General features: G+C 68.7%; 11 protein-coding genes. 2 read left to right on the forward strand and 9 right to left on the reverse strand.

All coding sequences use genetic code 11. The features are described 5' to 3' along the window. Positions 1-401: 401 nt before the first annotated feature. From ACOKM3_RS13275 to thyX, 3 genes are all read right to left on the reverse strand, one after another. Positions 402-2,087 (reverse strand): ribonuclease J, encoded by a 1,686-nt coding sequence (locus ACOKM3_RS13275; protein ID WP_426900149.1) that lies wholly within the window; start codon positions 2,085-2,087, stop codon positions 402-404. A gap of 148 nt (positions 2,088-2,235) precedes the next feature. Beyond that, on the reverse strand, positions 2,236-3,135 hold the full coding sequence (dapA, locus tag ACOKM3_RS13280; RefSeq protein ID WP_426900151.1) for a 4-hydroxy-tetrahydrodipicolinate synthase: 900 nt from the start codon (positions 3,133-3,135) through the stop codon (positions 2,236-2,238). Between the two features lie 219 nt (positions 3,136-3,354). Continuing rightward, on the reverse strand, positions 3,355-4,095 hold the full coding sequence (thyX, locus tag ACOKM3_RS13285; protein WP_399228509.1) for an FAD-dependent thymidylate synthase: 741 nt from the start codon (positions 4,093-4,095) through the stop codon (positions 3,355-3,357). A gap of 220 nt (positions 4,096-4,315) precedes the next feature. Between thyX and ACOKM3_RS13290 the strand changes: the two genes are divergently transcribed. Next, the gene (locus tag ACOKM3_RS13290) at positions 4,316-4,555 is read left to right on the forward strand and encodes a hypothetical protein (RefSeq protein ID WP_426900153.1); all 240 of its coding nucleotides are present in this window, start codon (positions 4,316-4,318) and stop codon (positions 4,553-4,555) included. A 116-nt stretch (positions 4,556-4,671) separates the two neighbouring features. Next, a complete protein-coding gene (locus ACOKM3_RS13295; RefSeq protein ID WP_426900155.1) occupies positions 4,672-5,226 on the forward strand; it encodes a hypothetical protein in 555 nt (184 codons plus the stop codon). A gap of 18 nt (positions 5,227-5,244) precedes the next feature. Here the strand turns inward: ACOKM3_RS13295 and ACOKM3_RS13300 are convergent, their stop codons facing one another. The 6 genes from ACOKM3_RS13300 to eccD form a co-directional block, all read right to left on the reverse strand. Beyond that, positions 5,245-5,697 carry a hypothetical protein gene (locus tag ACOKM3_RS13300; protein ID WP_426900157.1) on the reverse strand — a complete coding sequence of 151 codons (453 nt, stop codon included), beginning with the start codon at positions 5,695-5,697 and terminating at the stop codon, positions 5,245-5,247. 9 nt (positions 5,698-5,706) lie between these two features. Next, a complete protein-coding gene (gene dapB, locus ACOKM3_RS13305) occupies positions 5,707-6,462 on the reverse strand; it encodes a 4-hydroxy-tetrahydrodipicolinate reductase (protein ID WP_327661220.1) in 756 nt (251 codons plus the stop codon). 28 nt (positions 6,463-6,490) lie between these two features. Next, positions 6,491-7,867: a M16 family metallopeptidase gene (locus ACOKM3_RS13310; protein WP_426900159.1), complete on the reverse strand. Its 1,377-nt coding sequence runs from the start codon at positions 7,865-7,867 to the stop codon at positions 6,491-6,493. Continuing rightward, positions 7,864-10,080, reverse strand: coding sequence for a polyribonucleotide nucleotidyltransferase (locus ACOKM3_RS13315; RefSeq protein ID WP_426900161.1), 2,217 nt, complete (start codon positions 10,078-10,080; stop codon positions 7,864-7,866). Before ACOKM3_RS13315 ends, ACOKM3_RS13310 begins: the two co-directional genes overlap by 4 nt. A 293-nt stretch (positions 10,081-10,373) precedes the next feature. Continuing rightward, positions 10,374-10,661: a 30S ribosomal protein S15 gene (gene rpsO / locus ACOKM3_RS13320; protein WP_266714890.1), complete on the reverse strand. Its 288-nt coding sequence runs from the start codon at positions 10,659-10,661 to the stop codon at positions 10,374-10,376. 202 nt (positions 10,662-10,863) lie between these two features. Further along, positions 10,864-12,333: a type VII secretion integral membrane protein EccD gene (gene eccD / locus ACOKM3_RS13325; RefSeq protein WP_426900163.1), complete on the reverse strand. Its 1,470-nt coding sequence runs from the start codon at positions 12,331-12,333 to the stop codon at positions 10,864-10,866. Positions 12,334-12,445: the final 112 nt, after the last annotated feature.

Raw genomic sequence — 12,445 nt, forward strand, 5'->3', positions numbered from 1 at the left:
TTTCAAAGGAACCTCGCCCCAGCAGATGCTGGAGACGGGGTATCAACATATCTGGCGTTGATTTTTGGCACGCTGTTGAGTTCTCAAGGAACGGACGCTTCCTTTGTACTCACCCTCTCGGGCTTTCCTCCGGGCGCTTCCCTTCGGTATTTCGTGTTTCCAACCTTACCAGATCCGTTTTCCGTTCCGTTTCCGGTTCGGATTTCATTTCCGGTGGCCGTTGGAGGGCCTTTGCCTTTCGGCGGTGCCGACTTTATCAGAGATTCTGAGTCGGAATTTCCCGCCCCTGTCGGGGACTTGTCCGAGCACGTTGGTGCGCCGGGTTCCCCTTGAGCGGAGCCGTAAACGTACTGGAGCGGGGCGCCCCGATGCAAATCGAGGCGCCCCGCTCCTTACGTGCCTCAGACCTCGACGACGACCGGGAGGATCATCGGGCGTCGGCGGTACGTGTCCGAGACCCACTTGCCCAGCGTGCGGCGGATGAGCTGCTGCAGCTGGTGGGGCTCGACGACGCCGTCCTGAGCCGACTTCTCCAGTACGTCCTGGATCCTCGGGAGGACAGCGTGGAACGCCGAATCCTCGATACCGGAACCACGGGCCTGGATGTTCGGGCCGCTGGTGATCTTGCCGGTGCTGGAGTCCACGACCACGAAGACCGAGATGATGCCCTCGTCCCCGAGGATCTTGCGGTCCTTGAGCGCGGGCTCGCCGATGTCGCCGACGGAGAGGCCGTCCACGTAGACGTAGCCGGCCTGGACCTTGCCGGAGATCTTCGCCTTGCCGTCGACGAGGTCGACGACGACGCCGTCCTCGGCGATGACGATGCGGTCGTGCGGGACGCCGGTGAGGGCGCCGAGCTCGGCGTTGGCGCGCAGGTGGCGCCATTCGCCGTGGACCGGCATCAGGTTCTTGGGCTTGCAGATGTTGTAGAAGTACAGGAGCTCGCCCGCGGACGCGTGGCCCGAGACGTGCACCTTGGCGTTGCCCTTGTGGACCACGTTCGCGCCCCAGCGGGTCAGGCCGTTGATCACGCGGTAGACCGCGTTCTCGTTGCCGGGGATCAGCGACGACGCCAGGATCACCGTGTCACCGGAGACGATCCGGATCTGGTGGTCGCGGTTGGCCATGCGGGACAGGGCCGCCATCGGCTCGCCCTGGGAGCCCGTGCAGACCAGGACGACCTCGCTGTCGGGCAGGTCGTCGAGCGTCTTGACGTCCACCACCAGGCCCGCGGGGACCTTCAGGTAGCCGAGGTCCCGGGCGATGCCCATGTTGCGGACCATCGAGCGGCCGACGAAGGCGACCCGGCGGCCGTACTCGTGCGCGGCGTCCAGGATCTGCTGGATGCGGTGCACGTGGCTGGCGAACGAGGCCACGATGATGCGCTTCTGGGCGCTCGCGAAGACGCCGCGGATCACGTTCGAGATGTCGCGCTCAGGCGGGACGAAGCCCGGGACCTCGGCGTTCGTCGAGTCGGTGAGGAGGAGGTCGATGCCCTCCTCGCCGAGCCTGGCGAAGGTCGGGAGGTCGGTCAGGCGACGGTCCAGCGGGAGCTGGTCCATCTTGAAGTCGCCGGTGTGGACCGCCATGCCGGCCGGGGTGCGGATGGCGACGGCCAGCGCGTCCGGGATGGAGTGGTTGACCGCGATGAACTCGCAGTCGAACGGGCCGAGCCGCTCGCGCTCGCCCTCGGAGACCTCGAGCGTGTAAGGGCGGATGCGGTGCTCCTGGAGCTTCGCCTCGATGAGAGCGAGGGTCAGCTTGGAGCCGATCAGCGGGATGTCCGGCTTCTCGCGGAGGAGATACGGGACGGCGCCGATGTGGTCCTCGTGGCCGTGCGTCAGGACGATGCCCTCGATGTCGTCGAGGCGGTCCCTGATGGACGTGAAGTCCGGCAGGATCAGGTCGATTCCGGGCTGCTCCTCCTCGGGGAAGAGCACTCCGCAGTCGACGATCAGCAGACGGCCTTCGTACTCGAAGACGGTCATGTTGCGCCCGATCTCACCGAGGCCGCCGAGCGGGGTGACCCGCAGGCCGCCCTTCGGAAGCTTCGGCGGGGCGCCGAGTTCAGGATGCGGATGACTCAAAAGACTCTCCTCAACCACGCGCGCCACGTACCTGTAGGCACGTGGCGCGCATGACGTTCGTGCAATAGCAGTTGTGGTGGTTCCTGGGGTCTTGCTGTTCAGTTGGTGATTCTGTTCATTCAGTTGTGAAGCTTTGCCAAGTCTGTGATCAGAGTTGTACCCCGCCGGCGGCAAGATCGATCTTGAGCTGGGCCGTTTCTTCCGGGGTGAGTTCCACGAGCGGCAGCCGCAGTGGTCCCGCGGGGACGCCCTGGAGGCCGAGGGCCGCCTTCGTCGTGATGACACCCTGCGTGCGGAACATGCCGGTGAAGACCGGGAGCAGCTTCTGGTGGATCTCCGTCGCCTTGTGCACGTCGCCGGTCGTGAAGGCGTCGAGCATGGCGCGCAGCTCGGGCGCGACGACGTGGCCGACGACCGAGACGAAGCCGCACGCGCCGACCGACAGCAGCGGCAGGTTGAGCATGTCGTCGCCGGAGTACCAGGCGAGGCCCGAGCGGGCGAGGGCCCAGGAGGCGCGGCCGAGGTCGCCCTTGGCGTCCTTGTTGGCCACGATGCGCGGGTGCTCGGCGAGACGGACGATCGTGTCGGTGTTGATCGGAACGCCGCTGCGGCCCGGGATGTCGTAGAGCATCACGGGGAGTTCGGTCGCGTCGGCGATCGCCGTGAAGTGGCGGAGCAGGCCCTCTTGCGGGGGCTTGTTGTAGTACGGCGTCACCGTGAGCAGGCCGTGCGCGCCGGCCTGCTGGGCCTGGCGGGCGAGCTCGATGCTGTGGCGGGTGTCGTTGGTGCCGACGCCTGCGACGACGTGGGCGCGGTCACCGACCGCCTCGACGACGGCCCGTACGAGATCCGATTTCTCCGCGTCGCTGGTGGTCGGGGACTCGCCGGTGGTGCCGTTGACGACCAGGCCGTCATTGCCTGCGTCCACCAGGTGGGCGGCGAGCCGCTGCGCGCCGTCGAGGTCGAGTGCGCCGTCCGCCGCGAAGGGCGTGACCATGGCGGTGAGGACCCTCCCGAAGGGGGTCTGCGGAGTGGAGGTCGGAGCCATGGGTAACACGCTACTCGCTGCTCAGTACCGGGTCCCCCCTCGGGGGATGCGACAAGTCGGGACGAGTCGCCGACAAGCCTGACAAAGGTGGAGCCCGGCACTGCCTGCTCGGGGGTTCAAGCAGTGCCGGGTCCGTTTGATCAGGCTAGATGAACTTTCCGAAAAGCCGCAATACGGACACTTCGGTCGGGTGCCCGTACATCTGTGCCGATGCCCGGACTACGGCGCCACACGCCCGTTGGCATTGAACGCCGCGTAGGTGAGCGGCATGAGCGCTGCCCACTCCGCCTCCATCTTCTCGCCGACCATCTCGATCTCCCGCTGCGGGAAGGACGGCACCTTGGCGAGCTCGTGCTGCGTGCGCAGGCCGAGGAAGTGCATCAGCGAGCGCGCGTTGCACGTCGCGTACATCGAAGAGAACAGGCCTACCGGGAGCACCGCGCGGGCCACCTCGCGGGCGACGCCCGCGGCCAGCATCTCCTGGTACGCCTCGTACGCCTGGCGGTACGAGTCCTCCATCACGCGGCCCGTCAGCTCCTGCTGCGCCTGCGTGCCCTCCACGAACTGGTACTTGCCCGGGCGGCCCTCCTGGACCAGCTTGCGCTCGGCGTCCGGGACGTAGAACGTCGGCTGGAGCTCCCTGTAGCGGCCCGACTCTTCGTTGTACGACCAGCCCACGCGGTGTCGCATGAACTCGCGGAAGACGAAGATCGGGGCGCTGATCAGGAACGTCATCGAGTTGTGCTCGAAGGGGCTGCCGTGCCGGTCCCGCATCAGGTAGTTGATCAGGCCCTTGGAGCGCTCGGGGTCCTTCGACAGCTCGTCGATCGACTGCTCGCCGAGCGTCGAGACGCGGGCCGCGAACAGCACGTCCGTGTCGCTCGCGGTGTGCTTCACCAGCTCGACGGTGACATCGCCGCGGAACGTCGGCTTGAGGTCTTCAGCTGGGGTTTCGGTCATGCTGCCGGGGTCCTTCCCATCACTTCGCAAGGGCGGCGCCCACTCTACGGGCCGCCACTGACAACCGGTCATTCGCTCGCTTCTCACGACGATCTCCGGCGAAGAGGAGCGAAGTTTGGTGAATTTGGTGAAACAGGGCACCCTTTGAAGCGATCGCTCGTCTGTGTAGATGAACACACTTTGTTCGAGCATCTTGAGTCTCTCGAGGAGAAGCAGCCCCATGTTCCGTCGGCGCGAGCCCGTACCGTTCGCCTTCATAGCCGAAGCCGACAAGTTCCGTAGCAACGTCGAACCGCCCCCGCGCGAGCGTCCCTCCGCCGGGCAGCGCGCCGGACGCGCGCTCGTCGGCCTCACTGTCGTGGCCGGCATCGTCGGCGCCCTGTTGATCGGGATGCCGGCCCTGTCGATCGATCAGACCACGCAGCACGTACAGCAGTCGGAGGCGTCCGACAGTCGCTGACGGTCGCCGGGCGGCCCTGTCCACCTCCGGCCCCCCTGGGGTGGAAGGCCGGTGCGACCCCGGATAGCCTCACCGGGCACAGCCCCCATACCGCGTGGACCGAGTGAGGACCAGTCGTGCCCCTGCCCTTCCTGACGGCCGACCGTGCTTTGGACGAGGCCGCGGACATCCCGCTGCCCTTCGACGACCGCGACCAATGGCGCCGCCCGTACCGGCCCGGCCCCTACCGGGTGGGCGCGGCCGCGCTGTTGCTGCTCCTGGCGTCGTACGTGCTGTTCGCCTCGGTGATCATCGCCGTCGCGGGTGACACGTCCGCCGCGACGATCTGCGGAGTTCTCGCGGTGCTGATCATCGCGGCGGCGCTGCGGCTGCTCCGCATGGGCACCTGGGTGAGCGCGCGCGGGCTGCGGCACGTCGGATTCTTCGTCACCCGCACGGCGCCGTGGGACCGGGTCGCCACCGCTCGTACGGTGCAGCAGCCCGTGCGCTGGCTCGGGCTGCCCCGCACCGTGCAGGGGCAGGCGCTGATCCTCGTACAGCGGGATCAGCAGGGGGAGCAGACGACGCTGCTCACCAGTCACAACGCGGACTTCCTCGGGCGGAGCACGGCGTTCGACCGGGCCGCCGACACCATCGAGGTCTGGTCCGAGGAGTACCGCGCGCGACGCTGACGCACGCGCGCGTACACGTCAGACTCCTACGGAGCGGCCCTCATGGAGGGCGATCGCGCGCTGCATCGCCTTCCGCGCGCGCGGTGTGTCCCGTGCGTCCCGGTAGGCGACGGCGAGCCGGAACCAGCAGCGCCAGTCCCCCGGTTCGTCCTCCGTCTCGGCCTTCCGCCTGGCGAAGACCTCGTCGGCCGAGTCACGGTCGATGCGGCCGTACTGGTCGCGGCGGAGCTCGTCGACGGGCAACCCGCCCTCCGCCTCCAGGAGTTCACCGAGGCGGTTGGCCTTGGTGACGAACCGGGTGTTCGCCCACAGGAACCACACGCCGATCACCGGCAGGATCAGCACCGCGACACCGAAGGCGATCGTCAGCAGCGTGCCCTGCTGGATGAGCATGATGCCGCGGTCGCCGGCCAGGACGAAGTAGAAGACCAGGACGAGGGCCGTGACGGCGTAGGTGATTTTCGCGCGCATCGCAGCAGGTCAGCCGTTCAGATCGAGGAAGTGTTCCAGGCCGAAGGTGAGGCCGGGGGTCGATACGACCTTGCGGGCGCCGAGCAGGATGCCCGGCATGAAGCTGCTGTGGTGCAGCGAGTCGTGGCGGACCGTCAGCGTCTCGCCCTCGGCGCCCAGGAGGACCTCCTGGTGCGCCAGGAGGCCGCGCAGGCGGACCGAGTGGACCGGGACGCCGTCGACGTCCGCGCCGCGCGCTCCGTCGAGCGCTGTGGCCGTGGCGTCGGGCGCGGGGGCGCTGCCGGCCTTCTCCCGCGCCGCGGCGATCAGCTGGGCGGTGCGGGCGGCCGTGCCGGACGGGGCGTCGACCTTCTTCGGGTGGTGCAGCTCGATGACCTCGACGGACTCGAAGTACGGCGCCGCCGCCTCCGCGAACTTCATGGTCAGGACCGCGCCGATGGAGAAGTTCGGGGCGATGAGCACGCCCGTCTCCGGGGAGTCCGCCAGCCACTGGTTCAGCTGCGCGAGGCGCTCGTCGGTCCAGCCCGTGGTGCCGACGACGGCGTGGATTCCGTGGCGTACGCAGAACTCCAGGTTCTCCATCACCGAGTCGGGCGTGGTCAGTTCGACCGCGACCTGGGCGCCGGACTCGACGAGGACGTCCAGCTTGTCGCCACGGCCGAGGGCCGCGACCAGCTCCATGTCCTCGGCCGCCTCGACGGCCCGTACGGCCTCGGAGCCGATGCGGCCCTTGGCTCCGATGACCGCCACGCGCAGCTTGCTCATATTCTCCGTGATCCTTACGTGAGGGCGGTTACGCGACCGCTTCGTGCAGGCGCGCCGCCTGCTTGTCCTTGAGCGGGCCGATGACCGACAGGGACGGGCGCTGTCCCAGGATGTCGCGTGCGACCGCGCGCACCTCGTCCGGGGTCACCGCCGAGATGCGCTCCAGCATCGCGTCGACCGACATCTGCTCGCCCCAGCACAGCTCGCTCTTGCCGATGCGGTGCATGAGCGCACCGGTGTCCTCCAGGCCGAGGACCGTGGAACCGCGGAGCTGGCCGATGGCACGGCCGATCTCGTCGTCACTGATCCCGTGCTGCGCGACGTGGTCCAGCTCGTCGCGGCAGATCTTCAGCACGTCGTGCACCTGGCTGGGCCGGCAGCCCGCGTAGACGCCGAAGAGGCCGCAGTCGGCGAAGCCCGACGTGTACGAGTACACGCTGTACGCCAGCCCGCGCTTCTCCCGGACCTCCTGGAACAGGCGGGACGACATGCCACCGCCGAGCGCCGTGTTGAGCACGCCCATGGCCCAGCGGCGGTCGTCGGTGCGGGAGAGGCCCGGCATGCCGAGGATGACGTGGGCCTGCTCGGTCTTGCGGCCGAGGAGTTCCATGCGTCCGGCGGCGCGCAGGGTCTTGCGGCCGGCGCGCGGGGCGACCGGCGCGGCGAGGCCCTGCGGGGCACCCGCCTTGTCGAAGGCGGCACGGACCTGGCGTACGACCTTGTTGTGGTCGACGTTGCCCGCCGCGGCCACGACCAAGTGCGTCGGGTCGTAGTGCTTCTTGTAGAAGCGGGTGATCTGGCCGCGGCTGAGCGCGTTGACCGTGTCGATCGAGCCGAGGACCGGGCGGCCGAGCGGGGTGTCGCCGAGCATCGTGTGCGCGAACAGGTCGTGCACGACGTCGCCCGCGTCGTCCTCGGTCATCGCGATCTCTTCGAGGATCACGCCGCGCTCCGCGTCGACGTCCTCCTCCTCGATGAGCGAGCCGGTCAGCATGTCGCAGACGACATCGATGGCGAGCGGCAGGTCGGTGTCGAGCACGCGCGCGTAGTAGCACGTGAACTCCTTCGCGGTGAAGGCGTTCATCTCGCCGCCGACCGCGTCTATCGCGGCCGAGATGTCGAGTGCGCTGCGCTTCTTGGTGCCCTTGAAGAGCAGGTGCTCCAGGTAGTGCGTCGCACCGTTCAGCGTCGGCGTCTCGTCGCGGGAGCCCACGTGCGCCCAGATGCCGAAGGTGGCCGAGCGGACGGACGGCAGGGTCTCGGTGACGATGCGCAGGCCGTTCGGCAGCGTCGTCTTGCGGACCGTGCCGATGCCGCTGGTGCCCTTGATGAGGGTTTGGGTACGGGCGACGGCCCGCCCCTCCGAAGAGGTGCGGGCCGTCGCCTGGGTGCTACGGGACGTCACTTGTCGGTGTCGTCCTTCGCCTCGTCGCCCTCTTCGCCCTCGATGACGGGGATCAGAGAAAGCTTGCCGCGGGAGTCGATCTCGGCGATCTCGACCTGGACCTTCTGGCCCACGCCGACGACGTCCTCGACGTTCTCCACGCGCTTGCCGCCGGCGAGCTTGCGGATCTGCGAGATGTGCAGCAGACCGTCCTTGCCCGGCATGAGCGAGACGAACGCGCCGAAGGTCGTCGTCTTCACGACGGTGCCCAGGTAGCGCTCGCCGACCTCCGGCATGGTCGGGTTGGCGATGCCGTTGATCGTGGCGCGGGCGGCCTCGGCCTGCGAGCCCTGAGCGGCACCGATGTAGATGGTGCCGTCGTCCTCGATCGTGATGTCGGCGCCGGTGTCCTCCTGGATCTGGTTGATCATCTTGCCCTTCGGGCCGATGACCTCACCGATCTTGTCCACGGGGATCTTGACCGTGATGATCCGCGGGGCGTTCGGGGACATCTCGTCCGGGACGTCGATCGCTTCCATCATCACGTCGAGGATGTGGAGGCGGGCGTCACGGGCCTGCTTGAGGGCGGCGGCCAGGACGGAGGCCGGGATGCCGTCGAGCTTCGTGTCCAGCTGGAGCGCGGTCACGAACTCCTTGGTGCCGGCGACCTTGAAGTCCATGTCGCCGAAGGCGTCCTCGGCACCGAGGATGTCGGTCAGGGCGACGTAGTACGTCTCGCCCTTGATCTCCTGCGAGATCAGGCCCATGGCGATACCGGCGACGGGGGCCTTCAGCGGCACACCGGCGTTCAGCAGCGACATGGTGGAGGCGCAGACGGAGCCCATCGACGTCGAGCCGTTGGAGCCCAGCGCCTCGGAGACCTGGCGGATCGCGTAGGGGAACTCCTCGCGCGTCGGCAGGACCGGCACGATCGCGCGCTCGGCGAGCGCGCCGTGGCCGATCTCGCGGCGCTTCGGGGAGCCCACGCGGCCCGTCTCACCGACGGAGTACGGCGGGAAGTTGTAGTTGTGCATGTAGCGCTTGCGGGTCACCGGCGAAAGGGTGTCCAGCTGCTGCTCCATGCGCAGCATGTTCAGCGTGGTGACGCCCAGGATCTGGGTCTCGCCACGCTCGAACAGGGCCGAGCCGTGCACGCGCGGGATGGCCTCGACCTCGGCGGCCAGGGTGCGGATGTCGGTGACACCGCGGCCGTCGATGCGCTTCTTCTCCTTGATGACGCGCTCACGGACCAGGGACTTGGTCAGCGAGCGGTACGCGGCGGAGATCTCCTTCTCGCGGCCCTCGAACTCCGGGAGGAGCTTCTCGGCGGCCAGACCCTTGACGCGGTCCAGCTCGGCCTCGCGCTCCTGCTTGCCCGCGATGGTGAGGGCGGCGGAGAGCTCGGTCTTGACCGCGGAGGTCAGGGCCTCGAGCACGTCGTCCTGGTAGTCCAGGAAGATCGGGAACTCGGCGGTCGGCTTGGCGGCCTTCGCGGCGAGGTCCGACTGGGCCTTGCAGAGGACCTTGATGAAGGGCTTCGCGGCGTCGAGACCGGCCGCGACGACCTCCTCGGTCGGCGCCTCGGCGCCGCCCTTGACCAGCTGGATGGTCTTCTCGGTGGCCTCGGCCTCGACCATCATGATCGCGACGTCGCCGTCCTCGAGGACGCGACCGGCGACGACCATGTCGAAGACGGCGTCCTCGAGCTCGGTGTGCGTCGGGAACGCGACCCACTGGCCGTTGATCAGCGCGACGCGGACGCCGCCGACCGGACCGGAGAAGGGCAGGCCGGCCAGCTGCGTGGACGCGGACGCGGCGTTGATCGCCACGACGTCGTACAGGTGGTCGGGGTTGAGCGCCATGATCGTGGCGACGACCTGGATCTCGTTGCGCAGGCCCTTCTTGAAGGACGGGCGCAGCGGGCGGTCGATGAGGCGACAGGTGAGGATGGCGTCCTCGGAGGGCCGGCCCTCGCGGCGGAAGAAGCTGCCGGGGATCTTGCCGGCCGCGTACTGCCGCTCCTCGACGTCCACCGTGAGGGGGAAGAAGTCGAGGTTGTCCTTGGGGTTCTTCGAGGCCGAGGTGGCCGAGAGCACCATGGTGTCGTCGTCGAGGTAGGCGACGGCGGAGCCGGCGGCCTGGCGGGCGAGTCGGCCCGTCTCGAAGCGGATGGTGCGGGTGCCGAAGGAGCCGTTGTCAATGACGGCCTCGGCGTAGTGGGTCTCGTTCTCCACTAGCGATATCTCCGTTTACTTTCGTCTGAATGCGTCTTTTGTCCGGCACGGCCCGTGTGGCCGAGGGACGAACGGAGAAGCGTGCCTTTGAGTGCGGGCCGGTCTTCGATCGAAGCTCCCGGGGATCCTCTTGCGTCCCCGGGGGCCACTACCGAGGACCGGCGGCGGCGAGGTGGCGCTTCTCCTCATATGCGTAGTCGTACGTCACCAGACTACAAAGCCTCGGTGACAGTGCGCACGTACGGCAAAGGGAGCGGCCCCCACAATCGGGAACCGCCCCCTCTCACAGCGTCTTATCGGGCGCCGGCCGCACCGCGGCGGATACCGAGGCGCTCGACCAGCACACGGAAGCGCTGGATGTCCTTCTTGGCCAGGTACTGCAGCAGGCGGCGACGCTGGCCGACCAGGATGAGCAGGCCACGACGCGAGTGGTGGTCGTGCTTGTGCGTCTTGAGGTGCTCGGTCAGGTCCGAGATGCGGCGGGAGAGCATGGCGACCTGGACCTCGGGGGAGCCGGTGTCGCCCTCCTTGGTGCCGAACTCGGTCATGATCTGCTTCTTCGTAGCGGTGTCGAGAGCCACGCTTACTCCTCGTAGAGTCTGATTGCCGCCGAGTGCCCCTGGTCTACATCTCAGGAGAGCTTCCGTAACTCGGGAGGCGGGGATCCGCTGGGCGCTGCCCCCAGGAATGTCCTGCAATGCCGGGGGCGCGTACACAAACGGCCGTCACACAGCGTACCAGCAGCCCGGCGGCCGACCCGACGGCGGCCGACCGGGCCCCTGATCAGCTGACCATGCTGCGCACCTGCGTGTAGAGGCCGAGCACCGCGAGGCACAGCGGTACGAGGGTCAGCAGCACGAAGCCGTCGAACAGGTCGAGCATGCGACCCCAGAACGGGGAGACGCCCTTGCGCGGCACGGACAGGCCGACGATCACGAGCAGGGCCGCTCCCCCGCCGATCGCGGCGGCGAACCACAGGATGTGGATGTTGAGCGGGGCGCTGTCGCCCTGGATGAAGCTCTGCAGGAGGGCGTGCGGGGTGTTCAGGGTCACGCCGAGGATCAGCAGACCGAGAATCACCAGGCCGCCCACGACGAGGGACGCGACCTGCGCGGTGTAGTCGAACAGACGGGCGCGCAGCATGAGGGCGATGCCGGCGGCCAGGGCGAGCAGCTGCGCCCAGACGTCGTCGGAGAAGCCGAGGACCACACCGGCCGAGGCGACGGCGAGGGCCGCGCAGCCGATGACGAGGCCGAGGAGCAGCTCGTGGGCGCGGCGGACCTGGGCACCGATGCGGTCGAAGTCGATGTGCTCTTCCTCGTCACGCCCGTAGTCGCGGCCCTGGGAGATCTGGTCCGGCGAGCGGTAGCCGATGGGCAGCCGGGCGGAGCGGGCGGACATGCCGGGCAGCCAGGCCAGCGCGATGATCGCGACGACCGCGGTGACGCCGGCGACCTCGCTCGGCGAGGCCTCGGTCATCAGCGCGCCGAACGTGGCCAGGGCGCCGACGGCCGATCCGAGGGCCGCGGCGACGAAGACGGCGTCGCCGTGCGGCAGCAGCACCACGAGCAGCGCGGAGGCGATCAGCACCACGACGCAGCCGGACAGCAGCTGCAGCCGGCCCGGGCCCGAGTCGGCCTCGGTCGGGAAGATCCCCGAGCCCGCGATCAGCAGGTGCGGCAGGGCGGCGAGACCCAGCGAGGTGGACGCGGCACGGTCGTCGTACACCCGCGCGCGGACCACGGAGAGGGCCACGAGCAGCACGCCGACGACACCGGCGATGATGCCGGGCAGGCTGTGCATGTCGCGCTTGATCGGGTTCGAGAACCAGAGCGCGAACGCCATCAGCGTCAGCAGCAGGACGCCCGCGCCGAGACCGACGACGCTCATCAGGTCGTCGGTCCAGCGGCGCCGGTCGCGGCGCACGGCGGAGGCGACCGCGTCGGACACGTCGTCGAACACCGCGGCGGGCAGCGACTCGGCGAACGGGCGCAGCAGCAGCACGTCGCCGTCGAGGACCCGCTGGTCCGCGAGCGAGCGGCCGGCGTCGAGGACGGTGCCGTCCCGGCGGACCAGGTGGTACCCGGTGGGGTCGCCCTCGGCCTGGCTCTGCCCGGAGAGCTGGAGGATCTCCGGGTAGATGTCGGCCAGAGCGGCGTCCTCGGGCAGGGCCACATCGATACGTGCGTCCGGTGCGGCGACGGTGACCCGGCAGAAGCCGGTTCCGCCCCCGGCAAGAGCTGTGGTGCTCACCTCGCGGTTCCCCCTAATGTCATGACTTGGTGTGGCATCGGTGCGGCGGCGCGGCGTCCGGACGGCGTCACGCGCGGTGCGACAGCGTAGCGTCCTGAGCCCATCTCACCCC

Origin of the sequence: Streptomyces nidicola, from assembly GCF_050106155.1 — a bacterium.
In the GTDB taxonomy this organism is placed as follows: domain Bacteria; phylum Actinomycetota; class Actinomycetes; order Streptomycetales; family Streptomycetaceae; genus Streptomyces.

Coding starts and splice junctions, on each gene's coding strand:
- dapA (WP_426900151.1), bottom strand. CDS start 3,135: ATGGCTCCGACCTCCACTCCGCAGACCCCCTTCGGGAGGGTCCTCACC.
- thyX (WP_399228509.1), bottom strand. CDS start 4,095: ATGACCGAAACCCCAGCTGAAGACCTCAAGCCGACGTTCCGCGGCGAT.
- ACOKM3_RS13290 (WP_426900153.1), top strand. CDS start 4,316: ATGTTCCGTCGGCGCGAGCCCGTACCGTTCGCCTTCATAGCCGAAGCC.
- ACOKM3_RS13300 (WP_426900157.1), bottom strand. CDS start 5,697: ATGCGCGCGAAAATCACCTACGCCGTCACGGCCCTCGTCCTGGTCTTC.
- dapB (WP_327661220.1), bottom strand. CDS start 6,462: ATGAGCAAGCTGCGCGTGGCGGTCATCGGAGCCAAGGGCCGCATCGGC.